Consider the following 22,915-nt stretch of genomic DNA (forward strand, 5'->3'; position numbering starts at 1 on the left):
CTCAGGGACGGTCGCACAGGGCGGCCTGCACGACGTCGAGCATGTGGGTCTGGGCCTGGAGGCTGTCGGGGTCGGCGTTGAGGGAGACGGCGACGGCGCGTCCGCCGGGGCCGACCCCGGCGACGGTGCCGAAGCCCGGGACGCCGCCCGCGTGGCCCGTCCAGCTTCCGCCGCAGGTCAGCGGCGTCTTGATCAGGCCGAGGCCATAACGCGCTCCGGCCCAGATGCGGTCGGGGTCGGCGGCGACGGTGCTGCGCATCTCGGCGAGCTGACGCGGGGGCAGCAGCCGTCCGCCGAACAGCGCGGTGTAGAAGCGGCCGAGGTCGCGTGTCGTGGAGACGAGCGCGCCCGCCGCGCCGCCGAACGTCATGTTCTGGTCGGTGTGGTCGGCCCAGCGGCCGTTCTCGTCGCGGACGTAGCCGCGCGGGTGGGGGCCGCGGATGGACGTCCGGTCGCCCGGCCAGTAGGTGTCGCGCATGCCGAGGGGACGCAGGACGCGCCGGACGGTCTCGTCCTCGACGCTGCGTCCGGTCGCCTTCCGCACGATCATCCCGGCGAGGACGTAGTTGGTGGACGCGTAGCTCCAGGGCTTCTCCGGCGGGTCCATCCTCAGCGCGAGCGCGACGAGTTCCTCCGGGGCGAAGTGCCGCCAGCGGATGTCGCCGGACAGGCCGTCGGTGTAGTCGGGCAGGCCGCTGGTGTGCTGCAGCAGGGACCGGATCGTGACGCGCCGTCCGTCGTAGCGCGGCGTCCGGACGAGGCCGGGAAGCCAGCGGTCGACGGTGTCGTCCAGGGACAGCCGGTGTTCGGCGGCGAGCTGGAGCACGACGGTCGCGGTGAACGACTTGGTGATGCTGCCGATCCGGGTGCGTTCGCCGGTGGCCATCGGACGTCCGGTGGCGAGGTCGGCCATTCCGGACGCGGCGGACCACGAGCCGCAGCGCGGATCGTCCACCCGGACGGCCACGCCCGGCGCCTCCCCGGACGAGGTGAGCGTGTCGATCGCCTTCCGGACCGCCGGGTGGTCGGTCGGACAGGCGGCCGCGGCGGGTGCGGCCCGGGCCGGGAGCGGCGCCAGGACCGTCGCGAGAAGAGCCGCGCCAAGGGTGAGCTGTGGGGGGATTCTCATGCTTTTCGACGCTATGCAGCCGGATGAGGCGGCGCAGTGGGGCCTTCCCCCGACTTCTCCTGGGGGAAGGCCCTAAGGTTCTTGAATCCGCAGGTCAGCGCCCATGTACGGACGATACAGGTGGAACCCGGCGCTCCGTCGGCGTGCCGTCCACGGCACAATCACAAGCTCGGACGTGGGGAGGGATGCGGGTGCATGCGGGGCGCGAGCTGGGTGGACGGTACCTGCTGGAGGAGCGGATCGGACGCGGCGGCATGGGCGAGGTCTGGCGGGCGTCCGACCGGCGCCTGGACCGTCCGGTCGCGGTGAAGGTGCTGCCCGCGGCGTCCGAGGCGGGGCCGGACATGGTCGCGCGGTTCCGGCGGGAGGCGCAGCTCGCGGCGGCGCTCCAGCATCCGGGCATCACGGTCGTCCACGACATCGACGTGGACGACGAGCTGCTCTACCTGGTCATGGAGCTGCTGGACGGCGAGGACCTGGCGCGCTTCCTCGCCCGCCGCACCGGCGGCCTGCCCGTCGAGCAGGCGCTGGGGCACGCCGCGCAGATCGCCGGGGCGCTCGCCGCCGCGCATGCGCGGGGCATCGTGCACCGCGACATCAAGCCCGCCAACCTCTTCCTCACCACCGGCGGCTGGATCAAGGTCTGCGACTTCGGCATCGCCCGGTTCATGCAGTCGGCGACCGGCCTGACCGGCAGCGCCGTCGTCGGATCCCCGGTGTTCATGGCGCCCGAGCAGATCTCCACCGGCGAGATCGACGGACGCACCGACCTGTACGCGCTCGGCTGCCTGCTCCACCAGATGCTCTGCGGGCAGCCGCCGTTCCCGACCGACAAGGGCATCCCTGCTCTGATCAACGCGCACCTGAGCGTCGAGCCGTCCGGGCCGCGCGCAGTGAACCCTGGGGTTCCCGAAGACGTGGACGCGCTCGTCCTGGAGCTCCTGGCGAAGGACCCGGCCGACCGTCCTGCCGACGCGGACACCGTCGCGCAGCGCCTCGAAGCCCTCCTCAAGAACGACGCGCCCGCCACTCCCCCGGCCGCATCAGCCCCGACCGCTTCGGATTCGCCGTCCGCCTCCGCAGCTCTCGTTCCGCCTGCCGGGCCCGTGCCGCCGGGGGCTCCGGTTCCGCCGCACGCGGCCGTGCCCGGGAACGTCCCGCTGGAGCAGGAGTTCCAGGTGGCGAACGAGCATCTGGAGCAGCGGCGGGCCGAGCTGGCGCTGGCGCTGGCCGACCACGTCGTCCGGGAGCGCGAGCGGCTCCTCGGGGCCGAGCATCCGGCGTCGCTCGCGGCGCGGCACCTGCTCGGCCGGACGCTCTACGAACTCGACCGGGAGCCGGAGGCGCTGCCCCTGCTGACGTCCGCCGCCCAGGGACGGACGCGCGTCCTCGGGCAGCGGCACCCGGACACGCTCGCGAGCTGGCACCTGGTCGCGACCTCGCTCTTCATGCTCGGACGGCACGCCGAGGCGCTGCCGGTCGCGGCGGGCGTCCTCGCCGACCGGGAGGCGGCGCTCGGCCCGCAAAACCCGGCCACGCTGGAGACCCGCGGCACCCTCGCGTGGACGCTGCACATGCTCGACCGGAACCAGGAGGCGATGGCGCAGGCGCAGGTGCTGCTCCCGGCGCGGGTCGCGACGCTCGGCGAGCACCACGAGGACACCCTCGAGACGCGGCAGCTCATCGGCTGGATCCTGCTGAACCTCGGGCAGACCGCCGACGCGGAGGCGCAGGCGCTGTACGTCCACCAGGTCGCGGCGCACACGCTCGGGCCGCAGGCGGAGCCGACCCTCCAGGCGGCGGAGCTGCTCGCCGCCGTCCGCTCCCGCCCGCGCCGCCGCCGCCGTCCGTGATGGCCGTCCGCTCCCGCCCGCGCCGCCGCCGTCGCACGTGAGGGCCGTCCCCACCGAAGGGACAAGTCGGATTTGTAGGACTGGTGGGGGTTGAGTGGCGTTCGCTCGCCGGAACTCCTACGCTTCGTAGGAGTCAGCGCCGCGCCCGGGTCGTCCCGGGGGCCGCGCCGGCGCCGCCGTGCCCTTCCCCAGGGGCGCGCCGGGAGTCCACAGGGCCCGGGACCGCGCCGCCACCCCGAGGGGGCGCGGGCCCGGGCCCGTCCGCAAGCCGCACCCCCCGGCCGCCCGAGCGGCGGCTCGCGAAGGGAGAGTACGTGCGCTCCACCAGCACGGTCCGACGACCGGTCCCCCGACATCGGACGCTCGCCGTCCTCGGGATCACCGCCGTCGCCCTGACGTCCCCCGTGGCCGTCCCGGCCGCGCAGGCCGCCCCGGCCAGGGCCAAGCCCAAGCCGGACGTCGACAAGCTCCACGACCAGCTCGAACAGCTCTCCGAGCAGTACAACGGGCTGAAGGTCAAACTCGCCGAGACGCGCCGCGCCGCCAAGGTCGCGGACGGCATCGCCCGGCAGCAGGAACGCTCGCTGGAGGCCGTCCGGCGGGACATCGCCCGGGTCGCCGCGACCACCTACATCAACGGCGAGACCGACCCGACGCAACGGATGTTCGCCACATCCGACCCGCAGTCGCTGCTCGACCAGGCGTCCACGCTGAAGTTCTTCGCCACGCAGAACGGCACGCGCGTCTCGGCCCTCATGCAGGCCGTGCAGGGCGCGCGGCGGGCGCGGCTCCAGGCGCAGGAGCGCAAGAAGCAGGTCGAGACGCTCCGCGCGAACCTGGCGAAGAAGCGCGACGCCGCCGCCAAGCTGTACGACAAGGCCAAGGGGCAGCTGGACACCCAGACCCCGAAGACCGGCAAGAAGCCGGGGAACGCGCCGTCCGTGCCCGGGTCGGGCAAGGGCGCGCAGGCGCTGCGGTACGCGCTGGCCCAGCTCGGCGTCCCGTACTCGTGGGGCGGGGGCAACGCGTCCGGTCCGAGCTACGGCGTGGCGCAGGGCGCCAACATCAAGGGCTTCGACTGCTCCGGGCTGACCCTGTACGCGTACGCGCGCGTCGGCATCAACCTGCCGCACTACACCGGCGCGCAGTTCAACGCGGGCACGCGCGTGACCGAGTCGCAGCTCCAGCCGGGCGACCTGGTGTTCTTCTACTCCGACCTGCACCACATGGGGATGTACGTCGGCAACGGGAAGATGGTCCACGCCCCGCAGACCGGCGACGTCGTCAAGATCAGCCCGATGGCCGGACGTCCGTTCGCCGGGGGCGTGCGGCTGTCGTGACCGTCCCGCCCGGACCGCCCGCCCCCGTCATGCGGGACAATGGCGGGGGCGGGAACGGCAAGGAGGGCCACGTGGGCGATCTCGGCGGCGCGCTGGAGCGGGCGGTCATGGACGCGCTGTGGGCGGCGGACGAACCGCTGCGCGTCCGCGAAATGCTCAACCTGCTCAACGCGACCTCCGCGCGGCGGCTCGCCTACAACACCGTCCAGACCGTGGCCGAGCGGCTGACCCGCAAGGGCCTGCTCCGCCGCGTCCCGGACGGCCAGGCGTTCCGCTACGCCCCGACGCAGAGCCGCGACGACTTCACCGTCGCGCTGATGCTGGACGCCCTCACCGACTCTCCCGACCAGGGCGCCATACTGGCCCGCCTGGTCGAGAGCGTCCCCGAGGCCGACGCGCGCCGCATGCTGGACGCCCTGAACGCCCGCGCCACCGGCCCCGAGGCCGGTCCCGAGTCCGGTTCCGGCGTCGGTTCCGACGAGGCGCGGGGCTGACGGGTGCTGGTTCTCGGCGTCCAGCTGGTCTTCCTGGTCGGCGCCCTCGGGTGGTGCGCGGGCGCGTCCCTGGACGGGGCGTCGTTCGCGCGCCACCATCCGGCGAGCGCCGTGCTGTGCTGGACGGGCGCCGTCCTCGGCCTGTGGGCGTCCCTGTTCGGCCTGGTCCTGCTGCTGCTGTTCTGGCCGGGCGCCGCCGGGCACGGCTTCGCCGAGATGCTGTCGACCTGCCTCACCCCGCACAGCCACCCCGGCCTGCTGTGGGGCGGGCTCGGCAGCTGCGCGATCGCCGTGCTGTGCTCGGTCCGGCTGTCGCGCGGCGTTCCGCGCGCCTGGCGGACGGTCCGGAGCCGCCGCAGGCACCGCAGCATGCTGCGCCTCGTCGCCCGCGCGGACGACCGGCACCCCGACGTCCTGCTCCTCGACCATCCCCTGCCGGTCGCCTACTGCCTGCCCGCGGGCGCCCGATCCATCGTGATCAGCAGCGGGGCGCGCACCCGGCTGGCGCCCGCCGAGCTGGCCGCCGTCCTCGCGCACGAGCGTGCCCACCTGCGGCAACGCCACCACGCCCTGCTGATGCTGCTGGACCTCAGCCATGCCGCGCTGCCGTGGCTGCCGACCTTCCGGCGGGCCATGACGGCCGTCCCGCTGCTGCTGGAGATGGCCGCCGACGACGCGGCCGTCCGGCGGCACGGCCCGGAGACCGTCCGGTCCGCGCTGGAGAACCTGGCCGTGCTGCCCGGCCCGTCCGGGACCCTCGCCGCCGCCGGGGACCGTCCCCTCACCCGCCGCCTGGACCGCCTGGACGCCGCCGCGGACACGCGTTCGATCACCCGTCCGCTGGCCCGGATCGCCGCCGTCGTGTCCGTCGCCGCGCCCCTCACCACCGTCGCGCTGACCATCGCGTCCATCCCTCCCACCTGCTGACGCGGGCGGACGGACCGCCTGTTACTGGTATCTTCCGAGGGTGTCCGACCAGGCCAAGTTCGAAGTCCAGATGCTCCACGACCGTGTCATGATCAGGGTCGAGAAGGAGAGCGGGGAGCGCCGCAGCACCGGCGGCATCGTCATCCCCGCCACCGTGGAGCAGTCCAACCGGCTCAGCTGGGGCGAGGTCTGCGGCGTCGGCCACCACGTCCGCACCGTCAAGGTCGGCGACCGCGTCCTGTTCCACCCCGAGGACCAGTACGTCGTCGAGATCCAGGGCGAGGACTACCTCGTCATGCGCGAGCGCGACCTGCACGCCATCGCCAGCGAGCGCCCCGAGCACGGCACCGGCCTCTACCTCTGATCCCGAGAAGGATCGCGGCGACGCCGGGCCGGAGGCCGAAGGCACGCCGAGGACCGCTGAGGACCTGCTGAGGGCACGCCGAGGCTTCCGGCCCGGTCCCGCCGGGGGTCAGTGTCCGATGATCCTCTGGCCGTTGTACTTTCCGCCGATGCACCAGGCCAGCGGGAGCGGGTCGTCCCCCATGATCACGCCACCGCCGTCGACGCACCGCTGGCCGGTGACGTCGGACGGGGCGGCGACGCCCTGAGCGGCGTTTGCGGCAGGGACGGTGAGGGTGAGTGCGGCGACGGCGAGCGCCGCGACCAGTGACGGGCGGGCGATGGATCGGTGCATGGACGGCCCCTCTCGAGAGCTGGCAACAGTGGGCACTTATAGTCTCAGATCAACTACTCACCGTGTCGGTGGGCCTGGCCGGGGTTTCGTCAGAGGGACCCGTTAGATTCGGCCGGCCGGCGTCGATACGACCGGCGCGACTCTTTGGAGATCTCATGCGCACCCTGATCAGCACCGCTTTCATCTCACTCGACGGCGTGGTGGACTCGCCCGGCGGCGAGGAGGGCTACCGCAACTCCGGCTGGACGTTCAAGGGCGTCGACTTCGTCCCGGAGGCGTTCGAGATCAAGGGGCGGGAGCAGGAGGAGGCGGCCGCGATGATGATGGGACGCACCAGCTATGAGGCGTTCAGCAAGGTCTGGCCGGGGATGGCCGAGTTCGCCCGGTACAAGACCCTGCCGAAGTACGTCGTGTCCACCACCATGACCGAGGACGACCTGGTCGACGACTGGGGCGACACCACGATCCTGCGCTCGCTCGAGGAGGTCGCCGAGCTCAAGCGGACCGAGGGCGGCCCGATCATCGTCCACGGCAGCGCCTCGCTCAACCGCGACCTGTCGGACGCCCACCTCATCGACCGCTACCACCTGCTGGTCTTCCCGGTGCTGCTCGGCGCGGGCAAGCGCCTGTTCAGCACCACCGACAAGGACGCCCAGCACCTGAAGCTGGTCGAGCACGAGGCCTACTCCAACGGCCTGCAGAAGAACGTCTTCGACGTCGTCCACTAGCCCCGAGGCCGACCCCGCCGAGGATCGTCGCCGTCCGGTGGGGCGGTAACGGTCATGCGCGGGCGTGATCTCGCCTGGCCGGGGGCGTGGCGGACAGGCGCGGGCATGGTCGCCTGGGGGCGTGGCAGACAGGCGGCGGCATGGCGGACAGGCGGGGCATGGTCACCTACAGGCGTGGTCGTCTGAGGGCGTGGTCACCTTGGAGCGTGGTCGTCGGGCCAGGCGTGTGGGCGGTCGGGCGGGGGAGTGGTGGTCAGGTTGGGCGGACGGCGGCCTTGAAGGCGGCGTGGTCGCGGTCGTTCTGGTCGGCGTAGGCCATCGCGAAGTCGGCGACGGCCTGGTCGAAGGCGTCCGAGCGTCCGAGATACCCGGCGATCCGGATGCGGGGGCCGGTGTTGGCGTGGGCGACGGCCAGGGTGCCGCCGCACAGGCGGGCGTAGAGGCCGAGGCCGTACTCGTTCATGTCGGTGATGTCGACGGAGCCCTTCATGTCACGCAGCTGCCGCCAGTAGTAGTCGTGCGGGCCGTCCGCCGACCAGCCGAGGAAGACGTCGCTGACCGACTGGAGCAGTCGCTGCCCGGCCACGACCCGCCGTCCCTGGTTCCGGTACGCGCTCGGCGACAGGTACGGCTCCAGGACGGACCGTCCCGCCTCCTTGAGCTGCAGGACGAGCGGGTCCCGGGCGTCCCGTCCCTGGAGGACGACGACGAAGCAGCGCGTCCCGACGCTGCCGACCCCGACGACCTTGCGGGCCGCGTCCATGTACCGGTACTCGCGGAGCAGGAAGCCGGCGTCGTCGCGTAGGGAACGCGCGTACTCGTCCAGGCTGCGGTCCACGATGTCCGCGGCCTCGAACGCGCCGGTGTGCTCCAGCAGCGGCGGCTGGTCGACGATCCGCAGCGCGTCGCCGTCCCGCCGGGTGAGCTTCTCGACGGCCTGGAGGTTGTCGCGTCCCCGGGTGTGGTCGATCAGCTTGCGCGCCCGCCTGCGCGCGCCCTTCCGGGTGATCCGCGCGTAGACGTCCTCCGCCGTGGTCATCGTGTAGTAGACGTCCAGGTTCGTCCGTCCGGCGAGGTCGAGCATCCGCTCCCGGTAGGACGTCGCGGCCCGGCGGGCCACGTCGCGCGCGACGCCGTCGCCGAAGCCCTGGTCGCGCGCCGCCACCGCGAAGCTCGCCACGAGCCGCTTGACGTCCCACTCCCACGGACCCGGGAGCGTCTCGTCGAAGTCGTTCACGTCGAAGACCAGGATGCGTTCGGGTGAGGCGTAGAAGCCGAAGTTCATCAGGTGCGCGTCCCCGCACGCCTGGACGGTCAGCCCCGTCGACGGCGTCGTCGCCAGGTCCCCCGCCATGACGGCCGCCGCGCCCCGCAGGAACGGGAACGGGCCGGCCGCCATGCGCTCGTGCCGGATCGGCACCAGATCGCGCAGCCTGCTCTCGTCCTGCGCGAAGATCACCGCCGTCGGGTCGCGGCGGTGCGCGAGCGGCTCCCACTCGGCGTGCGCGCTCCTCTTGACGCGCTTGCGCAGCGCTTTGCCCGCCTTGTACTCCTCACGCGGCGAACCGGCCATGTCCTGAATGTTCCAAACATCTCCGCCGCGAACCGCAGGCGGCGGCCAAACCGTCACCAAGAGTCGGTTCGGAGGTGGAGCGGCAGGGCCGCCTCGGCATGGGCGGCGGGGCCGGTTCGGTGTGGGGCGGCGGGGTTAGTTCGGGCCGGAGCGGTCGGGGGCGGGGAGGAGGGGGCCTAGGGGGCCCAGGTCCAGGTTGAGGTCCTCGGGGGTGAGGTCGAAGTGGTCGCGCAGGTGGGCCATGGCCTCTTCGAGGCGCATCAGCGCCAGGCCCAGGCTCTCGGTCTGCTCGTCCGTGAGCGTGCCGTCCTCGACCCGGCGCAGCGCCTGGCGCTCCATCAGCTGGCGGATCAGCTCGACCAGCGTCAGGACGAGCTTGACCAGGTCGCGTTCGACGGTCTCGGGGTCGGTGTGCAGGCGTCGCGCCGTCCGGCTCGGGGCGCGGGCGGCGCGCTCGGGAGCGCGTCCGGGGGTGCTCGCGGGGATGCTCGCGGTGCGCGCCGGGACGCGGGAGGGCGTGGTCATGGCCTCGGCTCCTCGGGGTCGGCGAGCTGCTCGTACACGGTCGTGATCACGGCCCGCAGGTCGACGCGGACGAGGTCGGTCCCGGCGATGGAGATGACCAGGTCGCCGGTGAGGACGACGCCTCCGGCCAGGAGGCGGTCGAGCAGGTCGACCAGCGCCAGCCGCTCGGCGGGGACGGCCGGGTCGCCGGTGTCCAGGACGGCGGTCAACGGCGGCCCCCCTCGGGCGTGGGCGTGGGAATGGGCGCGGGGTTGGAAGCGGGTTCGGGATGGGATCCGGGTTCGGGGGTGGGGCCGGTTTCCGGGGTGGGACGGGGGTTGGGGGGGGGGGTGGGGGTGGCTTCGGCGGTGGCGATGAAGGAGTACGGGGGCCAGGGGCCGGTGATCTCGACCGTCACGCCGGGCAACCGCCGGTCGGCGGCGCGGGCGACCTCGTGGAAGCCGTCCGCCTGCTCGTCGTCGACCAGGTAGGCCATGTTCAGGATGAGGGTCTCGTGCCGTCCGGACAGGCGCGAGTCCTGGGCGGCGTGCTGCCGGGACGCGACGGCGTGGTCGGCCAGCTCGTCGTGGAGGGTGCGGGCGTGGTCGGCGAGCCGGTCCTGCAGGGCCCGGCGCACGCGCCGCGCCGCCTGGCGGCGTTGCAGGTAGGCGGTCCCCGCGGTCAAGGCCGGGACTTCGACCTCCGACTCCGGCTCGGGCTCGTCCTGCTGGACGGCCTCGGGGATGGCGTAGGCCTTGACGCCCCACTCGGTGCGTCCGGTGACGCGGTCGAGGAGGTCGGTCAGGTGCGTGTGGTCGCGGCCGAGAACGTCCCGGACGCGCTGGTCGTCGCGGTACAGCGTCGCGATCCGGACGGGCGCGGTCGGCGCGTTCCGCGCGGCGTGCGCGACGACGTCGTGGTGGGCGCGGGCGGTCCCCTCCAGCCACGCCAGGTCCTCGAGGTTCTCGCGGAGGGCCTCCTCGCCGAAGTCGGTGAGGCTGACGGTGCTGACCAGCGCGGTCAGGGCCGTCCCCCGGTGGGCGAGCGCGCGGACGGGCTCGCCCGCGACGCCGGTGACGCCGTCCAGCGCGGACGGGGCCAGGCCGCGCGCCACCCCGTACAGGTAGACGGCGGTGCGGGCTTCACTCGTCATGGTCGGTCCTCCTCCGCGGTTCGGGGCGAGGGCTGCTGGGGGCTGCGGCTTCGAGGGCTTCGAGGCGTTCGCGCAGGAGGCGGTTCTCCTCCTCCAGCTCGGCCCGGCCGCCGTCGAGCCCGGCGCGCCCGTCGCCCGAGCCGACGTCACCGGACGTCCCGGCGTGGTTCCGGGTGCGGGCGCGGGAGGACAGCGACGGGTCGTGTTCCCACCAGTCGATGCCCATCTCCTTCGCGCGGTCGACGGACGCGACCAGCAGGCGCAGCTTGATGGTGAGCAGTTCGATGTCGAGCAGGTTCACGCGGATGTCGCCGACGATGACGATGCCCTTGTCCAGGACGCGTTCGAGGATGTCGGCGAGGTTCGCGCTCTGCCGGTCGCCGGACGCGGCCCGGGCGGGCGAGCGTCCTCCGGTCCAGGAGATGTCGGTCAAGGCGGTTCGTCCTCCACGTTTCCGTCCGGGATGTGCGGTGGCGTCCGTCCGGAGGTGGCCGGACGGAGCGGCACCGGTCAGGTGCGATGGCGTCCGTCCACGTGGCCGCGCGCGTAGCGCTGGGTACGGCGGTAGCCGGCCAGGTCGCCGTCGGGGGCGAGTTCGACGCGGTAGCAGGCGAGGATGTCGGCGGAGTCGGGGATGCGGTGGGTCTCCACGAGCTCCACCGTGACGGCCCAGCCGTCCCCGGCCCGTTCGACGCCGACCACCGCCTCGGGCTCGCGGCCGGTCAGGAGCCTGATCTGCGCGACCGCCTCCTCGGCCGCCCGGACGGCGGACAGCCCCGCGAGACCGGCCGCGCCCCGGCCCGCGCCGGAGTCACGAGCGCCGTTCTCGCCCATGTCGGAGTCGCGTGGGGCGGAGTCGCGCGGGGCGTCTTTGCGCGTGCCGGTGCGGCGCGGGGCGGCCTTGCGCGGAGCGGCCATCAGGGATCCCCGCGAAGGCGGGCGATGAGCCGTTCCTCGGCCTCGGCGGCCTCGTCCTCGGTCATCTCACCCGCGGCGACGGCGTCGGCGACGGCCTGCATCTCGGCCGCGATCCGGCCCGGGTCGTAGAGCTGCGCCTCCGCCTGCTCCTGGAGGACCTCGGCCAGCCACACGACCCCGCGGACGGGGGCCAGCGGCAGGGTGACCAGCCCGGTGAACAGGCCCATCAGCCTCCCTCCGGAACGAAGTCGTAGGGCGGCAGCGGCCCGACGAGCCGCAACCGTATCCGGTCCCGGTTCTCCTCGACGAGGTCGTCGACGGCCTTCTGGAACCCGTCGCGCTGGGCCTCGCCGACCAGGAACGAGGCGTCGACGACGTCCTCCTCCCGGACGGGCTCGTGGGCGACGGCGGACTCGGCGAACGGCGCGAGCGCCGACAGCAGCCGCGTCCCGTCCCGCTCGCGGCGGTCCCGCAGCACCTGGACGATCATCTCGCCGAGCCGGACCCGGTCGAAGTGGACGGCGTCGGCGGCGTCCTCGGGGACCGCGCGCAGCCGGGCGGACAGTTCGGCGATCTCCGGGTCGTCCTCGATGACCTCGCGGAGAACGGCGTCCTCCTCGTAGGTGGCCTTCACGCGGACGGCGACCCGGCCGTCGACGCGGTCCAGCGCGGCGGTGAGCCGGTCGGCGTTGTTCTCGAGCAGCTCGCCGCGGACGGCGTCGGCGTCGGCGAGCGCCGCGCCGAACCGGAACGGCAGCACCGGCGTGCCCGCGTCCACGAGGGTCTGCAGGACGCGCTGGTGCGCCATGAGGTCGGCGCGTTCGCCGAGCGGGCGGCCGGACGGCAGGTCGCTGCTGAGCGCGGCGATCCTGCCGTGCGCGACGACCCGGACGGGCAGGTCGTCGAGGCCGGTGAGGCCGTTCGGCGGCGCCGCGTCCGCGCGGGTGACTCCGTAGACGTACTGGGGGACGGTCTGGTGGTCGGCCTGGGGCCCGGTCACTGGTCGTCCTCCTCTTCCTGCTTCTTGGCGGAGCGGCGGCGGGCGGGCTGCTTGGTCTTCGCGTCGGAGTCGCCGCCGAAGGTCTCCTTCAGCCGCTCCTGCGCGCCGCTGAGCACGCCCTTGGTCTTGGACTTGGCGCCCGACTCCTGCATGCCCTGGACGACCTGCGGCAGTCCCTGCGCGGTCCCGTCGTGGGCGATGTCGAGGCGGTTCACGGCCTGCGCGAACCGCAGGTAGGTGTCGACGCTGGCGACGACGATCCGCACGTCCACGGTGAGGATCTCGATGCCGACGAGCGCGACGCGGGCGTAGACGTCGATGACCAGTCCCTTCTCCAGGATCAGGTCGACCACGTCGGCGAGGCCGCTGGTACCGCGCCCACCTCCGCCGTTCTGGACGTAGCTGGTGCCCGAGGTCTGCTGGGCGATCGGCCCAGTCATGTCATCACTCCCTGAGGGTTGGGGTGTGGGGCCGGGCGGGCTCTGGGCTCCGGCCGGGAGCCCTACCCGGGATGTGCCGGCTAAACGGGACGCACGGTCGCAGTCGTCCCAGGGCAACACGCCACCGCCGTTCATCAGCGTCGCGCGCCCGGCGCAACCGCGGCAGACCGTGCGGCCGTGACAATCCGTGCGCCCCGCACGGCCGTGCGACCGTGGCGCTCGCTGCGCCGGTGCGGCCGGTGCGCCGTGGCGGCCCGTGCGACCGTGGCGGCCGGTGCAGGTCGCGCGACCGTGGCGCTCGCTGCGGCCGGTGCAGCCGTGGCGGCCGTGCGACCGTTACAGGCCGTCCGTGGCGCTCGCTGCGGTGCCGTGCGGGCCGGGCGGCCGTGGTGGCCGTGGTGTGTCAGTGGCGGTGGGCCTTGTGGGAACGCTTTCGGGCCGTGCGGCGCGCTGCGGCGACCGTCGCCACTCCGGCGGTGACCGCGCCCGCCGTGGCCAGCGCCCGCCGGAGGTTCGGCAGGCTCGCGAGCTTCGCGAGCAGGGCGGGGACGACGGTGAGGCGCTGCGCGGCAGCCGCGGCGCCGCTCTGGACGCCGCGCCCGACGGTCTCGGTCGTCCGGCGGGCGGTGTCGCCCGTGCGGCGGGCGGCCCCGGCCGCGGTTCCGGCGGCGGCGGAGGCGCCGTGCCTGGCGGCCCCGGCGACCTTCCCGGCGTTCCTGACGCTCTTCGCGTCCTTGATGTCTGTGGCGTCGGTGATGTCCGTGACGCCCGGGGTGTGGCCGGTCTTCTCCGAGACGCGTTCCTCCGCGCCGGCCTTCGCGGCGGATGTGCGCTTCTTGGCGGCGGACGTGGTCCTCTTCGCGGACGCTCCGGCCTTTGCGGCCGTGTTCCTACCGGAAGCCGAAGGCATTTCTCTGCACCCTCTCTGACGATTCGGCGGCGTTTCCCCGCCCGTCGTAGTGGTGCGCCTACCCGCCTGTGTCCGTCCAAACTTCCGAAGGCCCGAATATCGTCTTCGGACGGAAATCGGTCAGTCCGAAACGCGGGCGGCGAAAATGCGGCCGGACATGGTGCGCCCACGTCCGGCCGCCGGTTCCGCCGCACCGCTCCGGGCGGCCTACCGGCCGGCGAGCGCCCTTTCCAGCTCCGCCTTGTTCATGGACGAGCGGCCCTTGATGTTGCGCCGCTTCGCCTCGTGGTACAGCTGCTCCTTCGTCCTGCCCTTGACGCGGGACGTGCCGGACCGCAGCCCGCCGCGGCGGCCGGACGACAGGTCCCGCGTCGAGGACCTGCTGATGGTCGCCGCCTCGCCGTGCCGCGCCCGCTCCTTGTTCACCGTGCTCGCGGCGATCCGCTTGGCGCGCCCCGTGGAGGCGCCCCGTTTCTTCGCCGATTCCTTGACGTGTTCGTACTGGCGTTCACGCTTGCCACTCCATGCCTTGGGCATGACGCGCTCCTCTCCTCGAACCAGGAATCTGGGGTCTGGGATCTGGAGGTCACCGACCGTAGTCGAACCCGGTCATGTTCGTTCTCTTCCCGTTTCGGGGGGTCTGAACAGCCACTGCGGCCGACGGTCAGAGCAGGACGACCAACCCGAGCGAGGCGCAGTCGTTCAGCGGCGGCATGCCTGCGGTGGACGCGACTCCGACCAGGAACGCGACGGCGAGCAGATGGCGGACGGCCCTGGCCGGCCCGGCGATGATGACACCCATCCGGGAGATCGGGTCTTAGGAGAGCAACCACTTCAGGTCGTCCTGGCCGAGGGCAAGGCGTAATCACGCAGCACATGAAGCGTCCCGTGCCTCTTCCCCATGAACCGCACCCCGGAACACGACAAAAGACGCCCCGCCGGAGTCGACCTACCCGGGAACGAACCCCCGGCCACGCATAAACGCGTCACCGCGGGTACAGAGAGACCACCTGAAGACATCAACCCAGAAAGGGATGTGAACGGATATGGCGCTCATCATCGCCGTCCTGCTCCTGGCACTACTGCTGGGCGGCCTGGGGTTCGCCGCGCATGTCCTGTGGTGGATCGCCCTGATCGTCCTGGTCGTCTGGCTCCTCGGCTTCGTCCTCCGCAGCGCCGAAGGCGCAGGTGGACGCCGCCGCTGGTACCGCTGGTAGACCCCGGCAGGACGCCCTCACAAGACCGCGGCCCGGGACCGCCCCCGGGCCGCACCCCTAAACACCCAATTGCCCGAACCACTCAGAAATCGACCGCTTACACCCATCTGGCATGCGAAGTCCCGGAATGTCCTCGGCGGCGAAAAGCCCGACCTCCTTGTGCTCATGACTCACCAGAGGCGCGACATCCGGCGTGAGAACAGCACAGCCATAAGTGACGATGACAGCCCGCGCCCCCGCCCCTAATGCCCCAGCTGCCAGCGCAGCCGCCGCACGACCTCGTCCGGCAACACATCGCGGACGTCCCGGAGCAACTCTTCCAGAACCTCCCGGCCCCCGACCGGCAGACGGGCGTAAGCGTTGACGGCCTCACGCACCCAACGCAGCAGGTCAGCCCGCGCCCGCTCTCCAAGCTCCGCATCACGACCAGCCAGCAGCCGCAGGTCGGCCTCAAGACGCGTCCAGGTGTCGCGATGCCTCAGCAACAGATACGCGGCCCGGCGCACATGCCGTGGCCGCGCCGGATCCAGCAGCGCCCAAAGCTCCCCCACCGGGACGGTCACCTCCAGCGCGATCATCGTTCGACTGACCATCCGAACGACGACCGGCGCGGAATCGGTCAGCAACGCCGCCCAGCCACCTTCACGGCCGCCCAGCCCGGACGCCGCACGAATCGCCGCCGCCCGCACGCGAGGCCGTCCATGCCGCAGAAACGGCACCGCGAGCACCGCGTCGTCCCGGCTCCCGCACTCCCCCAGCCCCAAGAGCACCCCGGCGACCGCCGCCGTTCCGTCATCCACGCAGGCGGCCAGGGCCTCCCTGTAGAAGGGCACCGGGTCCTCACCATCACGCCGTACGGCCCACTGCGCGACCGCCCGCACCCCGGCAGAACGGTCTCCAAGAAACGCCCGACCCACCTCAGAACGCCCCAACCGGACGAGCGCATCGAGCGCCATCGCACGGAGATCGCCGCCCACCGCCGACAGGAGCGGTTCCACCAGGTCGGAACGCTGTTCCGCGAGCGCCCGTTCCACCAGGTGCCGGGCGCACCACAGACGGCAGACGTTGTCGGCTTCGCCGAGCACCGCGTCCAGAACGTCCCGCACGTCGGTATCCGGACGGCTCAACCAGACCCGGCAGGCCAAACGCCGCACGTGCCGGCCGTCCGCGTTCCGGACGGCGAGGAGCACGTCGGGCGACACGTCGACGAGGAGGTCTGCGGCCAGCTCAACGACGAAGTCACCACGCCGACGTCCGGCCAGGTGCGTCGCCGTCGCGACAGACGTCACCGCCCGCGCGCCGGGCACCCGCAGCGCGTCCCTGAGCAATTCCGGCAGCACCGCGCGTGCCGCGTCGCGAACCGGGGCCGCCCAGTCGGCCGCGCGGATCACCACCACCGGCAGCAGCCGGGGCAACTCCGCCGACCGCTGCAAAGCAGCCTCCCGGACGCGGCCGTCCGGCGAGCACAAGGCCCGGAGCACCCCCAGCGGGCTGGACACCTTCGCCTTCGCCGCAGCACGCCGTCTGCGCGCGAAGGAGCCAGGCCGATGGAAGCTGCAAAGCCGCAGATGCTCATCCAGCTTCACCCATGTGCGAGGGCTGGCATCCTGCAGAGCCTTCAGGGCGACGTCGGCCGTGCCCGCCTCGTCAGGCAATTCGAAGAGCAGGCGAGCCAACGCCGCCGGGCTCTCGCCGCTGCCGTCGGCGTTCGATTCTCTGACCAACTCGTCCAGGCGGGCGGCCAGGTCCAGCTCACTCATTCCGGCACGATGGCAGGAAGCGCGTCGCGCGCACCATCCGATTCTCCAGCCGGACGCCTTGACGTAGTAAGGTTCGCGCCTTCATGCGGGGCCTCCTGGACGCGTTGCGCCACGAGCGCGGCGTGGGAGAGCGGTGTGGACAGATCCGCGACGTCGCCGTTCGTCGTGTAGTCGAGCAGGACGACGGTTCGGTGGGCGGCGAGTTCCCGGAGTTCGGCGACGAGGTCGGCGGCCCTGTGGTCGAGCATCCAGTGATAGGTCGGAAGGTAGATCGTCCGCCTCGCCTCCTCGTAGCCGAGGAGGCGTCCGTCGAGGCGGTGTCCCAGCGGCGGGCCGAGCCGCCGCACCGTTCGCTTGATGCCCTTCATCCGTGTGATGTCCAGCTTGCTGAAATCCTCCTCTTCGCCGGAGAAGACCTTCAGGGCCTGCCAGACACCTTCGACGGACTGCGACGTCCGTCCAGGATGGCCGGGGACGGGGATGCCGCCGTGCGGCCAGAACGGGCTGAGGCGGACCCAGGGTTCGGGCCCCCGGGAGGTCACGTCGACGATCAGAGCGTCGGGAAAGTCGCGGTCCAGAGTGGTGCGACGACGGCTCGCCATATGGATGGGCATGACGGAAGCCTGTCACCCGCCTACGACAGTTGATCTCAAACTGAGTCTTACCGAACGAGGCGAGGGCCCGGCCGAGCACGGCCCGGCCCCCGCTCATCCACCCGCTAGTGCCAGTAGGCGGAGTTCATCTTTCCGCCGGTGTACAGACCACCGGCGGCCCAGACCGTCCTGCTTCCGGTCTGGTTCGCCATGACGCTGACGTAGGTCGAGGACACGCCCGCCGGGATGGTCAGGGCGGCCTTCGTCCACGTGCCGGTCTTGGTCCGGTGCCGCATGGTCGTCCCCTGGGCGATCCAGATGCCGCCCGCACCGTCCGGCGCCATCTGCAAGTAGTACGTGCCGGCCGTGCCGAGCGCGACCTTCCATGCCTTGCCGTTCCAGTGGGCCAGCAGGGCCTTCGCGACCGACTTCCCGCCCTCCTGCACGTAGGCGGTTCCGGCGGCCCACACGTTGGTGGCCGACAGCGCGGTCACCGCGCGGAAGGTCGAGGCAGCCTCCCCCTTCGTGTTCAGGCCCGGAATCGCCGGAAGGGACGACCGCTTCCACGCCGTCCCGTTCCAGTGCGCCAAGGACGGCACGCCGTTCGTGTGCCCGCCGGCCCACAGGTCGGTGGACTTGGTGCCGCCGACGGACCAGGGCCGGAGACCGACCGTCTGGTTCTTGAAGGACGACCCGTTCCAGTAGCGGACGTAGTCCCTGCCGATCCCGTACACCCACACGGCCTTCGGCCCCATGGTCACCACGCCCTGCGGGAAGTAGCCCGCGCCGAGGTCATGGTCCTTCCACGCGGTGCCGTTCCACTGCAGGACGCGGTTGTTGCCGGTGTTCGTCCGGTCCCCGGCGATCCAGACGTTGGACGCGGACGTGGCGGACATGCCCCGCGGAAGCGTCCTGTTCAGCGCGGTCGGCAGCGCCACCGGCGCCCAGCCGTTGGCGCCCAGCCGCGCCACGGTCATCTTGTACGTGGACGAGTCGTACGCCGCGGACCACATGCCTCCCGCGGGCGTCGACGCCATCGCGAGAACCTGCTTCCCGGCCCGGTCACCGGGCTGGACGAGCCGCCACGCCGCCTCGCTGCTCGAACTCGGGGACGCCGTCGACTCCGCCTCCGGCGCGACCAGCGCGACGATGCCGCCCACAGCGGCCACGGCCGCGGCGGATCCGCCCGCGACGAGCGCGAGCCTGGTCTTCCTGTGCACGTGTTCCACCCACACTCTCGAAGAAGATGATCTTGAGGGTGCTGGGGAGGCTAGCCAGTTTCGGACAGGCCGCGGGCCGGTTTGCGCGACTCCGCAACCAAGCCCCCCACAGGACGGGACGTAACAGACCCACCACTCCGGACGGGCACCGCCGCCTCGGCGCTAGACGACCACGCGGACGGTCGAGCCGCTGCGGTTCTTGGCGACCCGCAGCTGCGCCGGGATGCGGGTGCGCAGCTCGGCGACGTGGCTGACGACGCCGACGGCCCGGCCGCCGTCGCGGAGCGCGTCCAGGACGGCCATGACCTCGTCCAGGGTCTCGTCGTCGAGCGTGCCGAAGCCCTCGTCGACGAACAGGGTGTTCACCTCGGTGCCGCCCGCCTCGGCGGTGACGACGTCGGCGAGCCCGAGCGCGAGCGACAGCGAGGTGATGAACGACTCGCCGCCCGACAGCGTCGCCGGGTCGCGGTCACTGCCGGTCCAGGCGTCCACGACGCGCAGGCCGAGCCCGCCGCCGCTCTTGCTGCGGTCGCCCGCGACCTTGTCGACCGTGTGCCGCAGCACGTACCGCCCGCCGGACATCCGCGCGAGCCGCTCGTTCGCCGCGGCGACGACCCGTTCGAGCCGCGCCGCGAGCACGTACGCCGACAGCGACATCGCGTGCCGGTTCGCGGGCGACTTGCCCGAGGTCAGGCCCGCCATCCGCTCGGCGACGGCGTGCGCCGCCGCGGCCGGACGCCACGCCGCGACGGCCCCGGCGAGCTCGCCGCCGAGCGCGGTCACCCGGGACAGCCGCTGCCCCGCCCGCGACACGGCGGACGCGGCGGCGGTGCGCGCGGCGTCGGCACGCTCGACGGCCGCCGTCAGCAGTTCGAGATCCGGAGCCGGACGGGATGCCGCCTCCGCGAGCGCCCGGTCGGCGAGGTCGCGCCGGACGATCGCCTCGGCGTCCTCGAACCGCCGGAGGCGGTCACGCAGCGGCGCCTGGTCCTCGTCGTCGAGATAGGAGGCGGACGCGGCGTCCGTCGAGGTGAAAGCCTCCTCGGACGCGGCGTTCGCGGCGGCCTCGCGGGCGGCGGACAGCTCACGGTCCGCGGTCTCGGCCGCGCGCAGCGCCTCGACGGCCGCGGCGAGCGCGGACGCCTCCCGGTCGAGCCGGTCGACGCGGGCCTCCAGGGACGGGTCGTCCCCGCAGGCCGCGGCGAGGTCGGCGGTGTGCCGGGCGTGCTCGCCCGCGAGCGCGTCGTCCAGCGCGCCGGACGACTGGATCGAGGCCGCGACCCGCTCGCTCCGGGCCCGCTTCTCCTCACCCTCGGCCTCGGCGCGCCGGAGCTCGCCCTCCAGCCGGTCCGCCTCCGCCGCCTCCGCGGCCAGCTCGGTGAGCCGGACGCGCACGTCGTCACGCTCGGCGGCGATGTCGGCCGCGGGCTCCTCCCCCGCGACCTCCAGCCGCGCGTCGCGCTCGACGCGGAACTCGCCGACCTTCCCGGCGGCCTCCTCGCGGCGGCGCTGCGCGGCCTCGAACGCCTCGCGGGCGCGTTCGACGGCGTCCTCGTCCGGAATGCCACCATCGGAAACCGCAGGGGCAGGATGCTCAGCGGAACCGCACACCCGGCACGGCTCGCCCGGCTCCAGCTCGGCCGCCAGCACGGCGGCCATGCCGGACAGCCGCGCCTGCTGGAGGTCCTGGTACAGGTCACGGGCCTTCTGCGCGGCGTCGACCTCGGCGCGGTGCGCGCCTTCGGCCTGGTCGATCAGGACGGCCAGGTGGTCGCGCCGCTGCGCCGCCGCGAGCCGCCGCTCCAGTTCGCCCGCCGACGCGCGCACGCCCGCGAGCTCGGCGTCCGCGAGCCGCGCGCGCTCGACCGCCGACCGGTACCTCTCGACGCGTCCGGGCAGCTCCGCGAGGACGGCGGCGAGCCGCTCCGCCTCGGCGACCAGCCGCGACCGGGACTCGGCGAGCCCGGCCCGCTCCCGCGTGATCTCGCGCAGCCGGGCCGCGACGGCACGGCGTCCGTCGAGCCCGGCGATCTCGTCACGCCGGTCGCGTTCGGCCTTGGCGAGGACGTCCTCGGCGGCGTCCGGCGGGACGAGCGAACCGACCCGCGCCCGGACGGACGCCGCGTGCGCGCGCGCCCGTTCGGCCTGCCGCAGCCGTCCGTCCGCCTCCCGGACGAGCCGGACGACCCGGTCGGCGCGCGACGCCGCGTCCAGCCGGGCGGCGAGCGCGGCGCGCTCCTCGGCCCGCTCGGCGAGCGCGTCCCGGCGGCGCACGGCCTCGGCGTGCCGCCGCTGCCGTTCGGCCAGCTCACGCGCCTCGTCGAGCGCCTGGCGGGCCGCGACCGCGACGTCCGAGGCGTCCGAGAGCAGCTCCTCCTGAAGCCGCCGAAGATCGGCGTGCTCGACCCCGAGGGCACGTGCCCAGGCGGGCAGCGCCTCCACCGTCTCCAACGACTCCTGCGCCGTGAACGGCACGTCCCCGGACGGCCCCGAACCGGACCCCGACCGGGGCGCGGGCACCAGCGCCACCGACTCGTGCGGGCTCGGCTCACCGGCCGCCTCGGCGATGCGTCCCGCGATGGACGCGGCGCCCGCGCGCAGCGCCTCCGCCTCGCGGCCGGTGTCGCGCCGCCGCTCACCCAGCCAGTTCTCGACGGCCGTGAAGACCTCGGCGGAGAACAGCCGTTCCAGCAGCTCGCGGCGGCCCTTGGCGTCGGCGCGCAGGAACCCGGCGAACGCGCCCTGCGGCAGCATCGCGACCTGGCAGAACTGCGCGGCGGTCATGCCGAGCAGCGCGCCGATCACGTCGTCGGCCTCGCCCACCCGCGTGGACAGAGCGACCCACTCGCCGCGCTCGAACTCCTCCAGGACGACCTTGGCGTTCTCCTTGGTCAGGCCCTCGCCGCGCTTCTTCGGCCGGTGCCACTCCGGCGAGCGGGTGACGCGCAGCCGCCGCCCCCGGACGGTCGTCTCCAGCTGCACGCTCGGCCCGAGGTCGGGCGCGGCGTGGTCGCTGCGCAGCCCGCGCGCGCTGTTCCGGACGCCCGGAACCTGCCCGTACAGCGCGAAGCAGACCGCGTCGAGCACGCTGGTCTTGCCCGCGCCGGTCTGCCCCTGGATCAGGAACAGGCCCGCGTCCGACAGCGCGCCGAAGTCGATCTCCTGCCGGTCACTGAACGGGCCGAACGCGGTGACGACGAGCCGGTGCAGTCGCATTACCGCAGCGCCTCCTTGCGGCGGAACGCCTCGAACGCCTCGTGCAGCAGGACGCTCTCGGCCTCGGACGCGGGCGTGCCGGTGACCTCGGTGACGAAGTCCGCGGCGATGTCGAGGCGGGACCGCTCGGACACCCGTTCGGCGAACGTGCGGCCCTCGGCGGGACGGTCGGCCGCGTCCGGCTCGAAGGACAGGGCCAGCGTGTGCGGGAACCGCCGCCGCAGCCGCTCCATCGCCGAGGTCGGACGGTTCGGGTCGGTGACGGTGAACTGCAGCCAGTGCCCGGTGAAGTCGTCGTACCGGGACGACTCGAGCAGGTCGTCGAGGCGTCCGCGCAGGCGCGCGAGCGGACGCGGCACCGGCGCCTCGACGAACTCCTCGCCGAGCGAGCCGTCCGGGCGCAGGTCGATCAGCCAGGAGCCCTTGAGGTGGTGCTCCTCGGAGAAGGAGTAGGCGATCGGCGACCCCGAGTACCGGACCCGCTCGGTGATGCGCTGGCGTCCGTGCAGGTGGCCGAGCGCGGCGTAGTCGACGCCGTCGAACACCGACGCCGGGACGTTCGCGGCGCCGCCGACCGAGATGTCGCGTTCGCTGTCGCTCGGCTCGCCACCGGTGACGAACGCGTGCGCGAGCACCACCGACCGCGTGCCCGGACGCGTCGCCAGATCGCCCCGGACGCGCCGCATCGCCTCGCCGAGCGCCGCGGAATGCCCCCGCTCGTCCAGGTCCCAGTCCGAACGCACGAGCTCCGGCTCCAGATAGGGAATGCCGTAGACCGCGACGTCGTCCACCACCACCGGCTCGCCCACGCGCGAGGGGTCGGTGCGCAGGTGCACCCCGGCGGCGTCCATCAGGCCGGACCCGAAGCCGAGCCGCCGCGCCGAGTCGTGGTTGCCCGCGATGAGGACCACCCGGGTGCGCTCGGCGAGCCGCTCGAGCGTCTCGTTGGCGAGCCTCACCGCGTCCACGCCGGGCAGCGCGCGGTCGTACACGTCGCCAGACACCAGAACGCAGTCGACCCGCTCGTCGCGGACGGTCGCGACGAGGTGGTCGACGTACGCGGCCTGCGCGGACAGCAGGTCCTCGCGGTGGAACGAGCGGCCGAGGTGCCAGTCGGAGGTGTGGAGTATTCGCATCGCGTCCACACCCTAGGCGTCACCTCCGACACTTCCGGCCCGGAAACGCCGCCCCGCCCCGATTCCGGGCGTCCGGTCACGCACGGTGAGATCATCCGCACCGTGCG

General features: G+C 73.1%; 26 protein-coding genes. 7 read left to right on the plus strand and 19 right to left on the minus strand.

Annotation, left to right across the window (positions count from 1 at the left end; genetic code table 11):
• Position 1: 1 nt before the first annotated feature.
• On the minus strand, positions 2-1,129 hold the full coding sequence (locus P696_RS0118250; protein ID WP_084337736.1) for a serine hydrolase domain-containing protein: 1,128 nt from the start codon (positions 1,127-1,129) through the stop codon (positions 2-4).
• A 185-nt stretch (positions 1,130-1,314) separates the two neighbouring features.
• Between P696_RS0118250 and P696_RS46465 the strand changes: the two genes are divergently transcribed.
• The 5 genes from P696_RS46465 to P696_RS0118275 all read left to right on the plus strand — a co-directional run bounded on the left by P696_RS46465 (position 1,315) and on the right by P696_RS0118275 (position 6,107).
• Positions 1,315-2,982: a serine/threonine-protein kinase gene (locus tag P696_RS46465; RefSeq protein ID WP_051467846.1), complete on the plus strand. Its 1,668-nt coding sequence runs from the start codon at positions 1,315-1,317 to the stop codon at positions 2,980-2,982.
• A gap of 314 nt (positions 2,983-3,296) precedes the next feature.
• On the plus strand, positions 3,297-4,322 hold the full coding sequence (locus tag P696_RS0118260; RefSeq protein WP_051467847.1) for a C40 family peptidase: 1,026 nt from the start codon (positions 3,297-3,299) through the stop codon (positions 4,320-4,322).
• A 71-nt stretch (positions 4,323-4,393) separates the two neighbouring features.
• Entirely contained in the window at positions 4,394-4,816 is a 423-nt protein-coding gene (locus tag P696_RS46470) for a BlaI/MecI/CopY family transcriptional regulator (RefSeq protein ID WP_211245790.1), read from the plus strand.
• A 3-nt stretch (positions 4,817-4,819) separates the two neighbouring features.
• Positions 4,820-5,743, plus strand: coding sequence for a M56 family metallopeptidase (locus tag P696_RS52620; RefSeq protein WP_051467849.1), 924 nt, complete (start codon positions 4,820-4,822; stop codon positions 5,741-5,743).
• A 70-nt stretch (positions 5,744-5,813) separates the two neighbouring features.
• A complete protein-coding gene (locus tag P696_RS0118275; RefSeq protein ID WP_051467911.1) occupies positions 5,814-6,107 on the plus strand; it encodes a GroES family chaperonin in 294 nt (97 codons plus the stop codon).
• 108 nt (positions 6,108-6,215) lie between these two features.
• Here the strand turns inward: P696_RS0118275 and P696_RS0118280 are convergent, their stop codons facing one another.
• Positions 6,216-6,440 (minus strand): hypothetical protein, encoded by a 225-nt coding sequence (locus P696_RS0118280; protein WP_026413453.1) that lies wholly within the window; start codon positions 6,438-6,440, stop codon positions 6,216-6,218.
• Positions 6,441-6,595: 155 nt separating this feature from the next.
• On the opposite strand from P696_RS0118280, the gene P696_RS0118285 reads away from it, so the two are divergent.
• Positions 6,596-7,168 carry a dihydrofolate reductase family protein gene (locus P696_RS0118285; protein ID WP_026413454.1) on the plus strand — a complete coding sequence of 191 codons (573 nt, stop codon included), beginning with the start codon at positions 6,596-6,598 and terminating at the stop codon, positions 7,166-7,168.
• Positions 7,169-7,421: 253 nt separating this feature from the next.
• Here P696_RS0118285 and P696_RS0118290 read toward each other — a convergent pair whose 3' ends face one another.
• From P696_RS0118290 to P696_RS56030, 12 genes are all read right to left on the minus strand, one after another.
• Positions 7,422-8,741 (minus strand): DUF2252 domain-containing protein, encoded by a 1,320-nt coding sequence (locus P696_RS0118290; protein WP_026413455.1) that lies wholly within the window; start codon positions 8,739-8,741, stop codon positions 7,422-7,424.
• 135 nt (positions 8,742-8,876) lie between these two features.
• A complete protein-coding gene (locus P696_RS0118295; RefSeq protein WP_084337740.1) occupies positions 8,877-9,266 on the minus strand; it encodes a gas vesicle protein K in 390 nt (129 codons plus the stop codon).
• Positions 9,263-9,475 carry a gas vesicle protein gene (locus tag P696_RS0118300; protein WP_051467850.1) on the minus strand — a complete coding sequence of 71 codons (213 nt, stop codon included), beginning with the start codon at positions 9,473-9,475 and terminating at the stop codon, positions 9,263-9,265. Before P696_RS0118300 ends, P696_RS0118295 begins: the two co-directional genes overlap by 4 nt.
• Positions 9,472-10,398: a GvpL/GvpF family gas vesicle protein gene (locus P696_RS46480; protein WP_051467851.1), complete on the minus strand. Its 927-nt coding sequence runs from the start codon at positions 10,396-10,398 to the stop codon at positions 9,472-9,474. Before P696_RS46480 ends, P696_RS0118300 begins: the two co-directional genes overlap by 4 nt.
• Positions 10,388-10,822, minus strand: a complete 435-nt coding sequence (locus P696_RS0118310; protein WP_026413458.1) for a gas vesicle protein — start codon at positions 10,820-10,822, stop codon at positions 10,388-10,390. The genes P696_RS46480 and P696_RS0118310 overlap by 11 nt, the downstream gene beginning before the upstream one ends.
• A gap of 86 nt (positions 10,823-10,908) precedes the next feature.
• The gene (gene gvpO, locus P696_RS0118315; RefSeq protein WP_211245791.1) at positions 10,909-11,316 is read right to left on the minus strand and encodes a gas vesicle protein GvpO; all 408 of its coding nucleotides are present in this window, start codon (positions 11,314-11,316) and stop codon (positions 10,909-10,911) included.
• Complete coding sequence (locus P696_RS0118320; RefSeq protein WP_026413460.1) at positions 11,316-11,543, minus strand: gas vesicle protein GvpG; 228 nt, start codon at positions 11,541-11,543, stop codon at positions 11,316-11,318. The genes gvpO and P696_RS0118320 overlap by 1 nt, the downstream gene beginning before the upstream one ends.
• On the minus strand, positions 11,543-12,316 hold the full coding sequence (locus tag P696_RS46485) for a GvpL/GvpF family gas vesicle protein (RefSeq protein ID WP_051467853.1): 774 nt from the start codon (positions 12,314-12,316) through the stop codon (positions 11,543-11,545). The genes P696_RS0118320 and P696_RS46485 overlap by 1 nt, the downstream gene beginning before the upstream one ends.
• Entirely contained in the window at positions 12,313-12,756 is a 444-nt protein-coding gene (gene gvpJ / locus P696_RS0118330) for a gas vesicle protein GvpJ (RefSeq protein WP_051467854.1), read from the minus strand. Before gvpJ ends, P696_RS46485 begins: the two co-directional genes overlap by 4 nt.
• A gap of 403 nt (positions 12,757-13,159) precedes the next feature.
• Entirely contained in the window at positions 13,160-13,666 is a 507-nt protein-coding gene (locus P696_RS0118335) for a hypothetical protein (protein ID WP_026413462.1), read from the minus strand.
• Between the two features lie 207 nt (positions 13,667-13,873).
• The gene (locus tag P696_RS0118340) at positions 13,874-14,203 is read right to left on the minus strand and encodes a hypothetical protein (protein ID WP_026413463.1); all 330 of its coding nucleotides are present in this window, start codon (positions 14,201-14,203) and stop codon (positions 13,874-13,876) included.
• A gap of 127 nt (positions 14,204-14,330) precedes the next feature.
• Positions 14,331-14,468 (minus strand): hypothetical protein, encoded by a 138-nt coding sequence (locus P696_RS56030; protein ID WP_157429789.1) that lies wholly within the window; start codon positions 14,466-14,468, stop codon positions 14,331-14,333.
• 244 nt (positions 14,469-14,712) lie between these two features.
• On the opposite strand from P696_RS56030, the gene P696_RS0118350 reads away from it, so the two are divergent.
• A complete protein-coding gene (locus P696_RS0118350; protein ID WP_026413464.1) occupies positions 14,713-14,883 on the plus strand; it encodes a hypothetical protein in 171 nt (56 codons plus the stop codon).
• A gap of 242 nt (positions 14,884-15,125) precedes the next feature.
• Here P696_RS0118350 and P696_RS0118355 read toward each other — a convergent pair whose 3' ends face one another.
• The 5 genes from P696_RS0118355 to P696_RS0118375 form a co-directional block, all read right to left on the minus strand.
• Positions 15,126-16,643 carry a hypothetical protein gene (locus P696_RS0118355; RefSeq protein ID WP_026413465.1) on the minus strand — a complete coding sequence of 506 codons (1,518 nt, stop codon included), beginning with the start codon at positions 16,641-16,643 and terminating at the stop codon, positions 15,126-15,128.
• The gene (locus tag P696_RS46490; protein ID WP_211245792.1) at positions 16,640-17,257 is read right to left on the minus strand and encodes a DUF6939 family protein; all 618 of its coding nucleotides are present in this window, start codon (positions 17,255-17,257) and stop codon (positions 16,640-16,642) included. The genes P696_RS0118355 and P696_RS46490 overlap by 4 nt, the downstream gene beginning before the upstream one ends.
• Before the next feature lie 104 nt (positions 17,258-17,361).
• A complete protein-coding gene (locus tag P696_RS0118365) occupies positions 17,362-18,456 on the minus strand; it encodes a hypothetical protein (RefSeq protein ID WP_026413466.1) in 1,095 nt (364 codons plus the stop codon).
• A 162-nt stretch (positions 18,457-18,618) separates the two neighbouring features.
• Positions 18,619-21,672 (minus strand): AAA family ATPase, encoded by a 3,054-nt coding sequence (locus tag P696_RS0118370; protein WP_026413467.1) that lies wholly within the window; start codon positions 21,670-21,672, stop codon positions 18,619-18,621.
• The gene (locus P696_RS0118375) at positions 21,672-22,808 is read right to left on the minus strand and encodes an exonuclease SbcCD subunit D (RefSeq protein WP_026413468.1); all 1,137 of its coding nucleotides are present in this window, start codon (positions 22,806-22,808) and stop codon (positions 21,672-21,674) included. Before P696_RS0118375 ends, P696_RS0118370 begins: the two co-directional genes overlap by 1 nt.
• Between the last annotated feature and the right edge of the window lie 107 nt (positions 22,809-22,915).

The sequence above is a fragment of the Actinomadura oligospora ATCC 43269 genome (assembly GCF_000518265.1).
Taxonomy (GTDB): Bacteria; Actinomycetota; Actinomycetes; order Streptosporangiales; family Streptosporangiaceae; genus Spirillospora; species Spirillospora oligospora.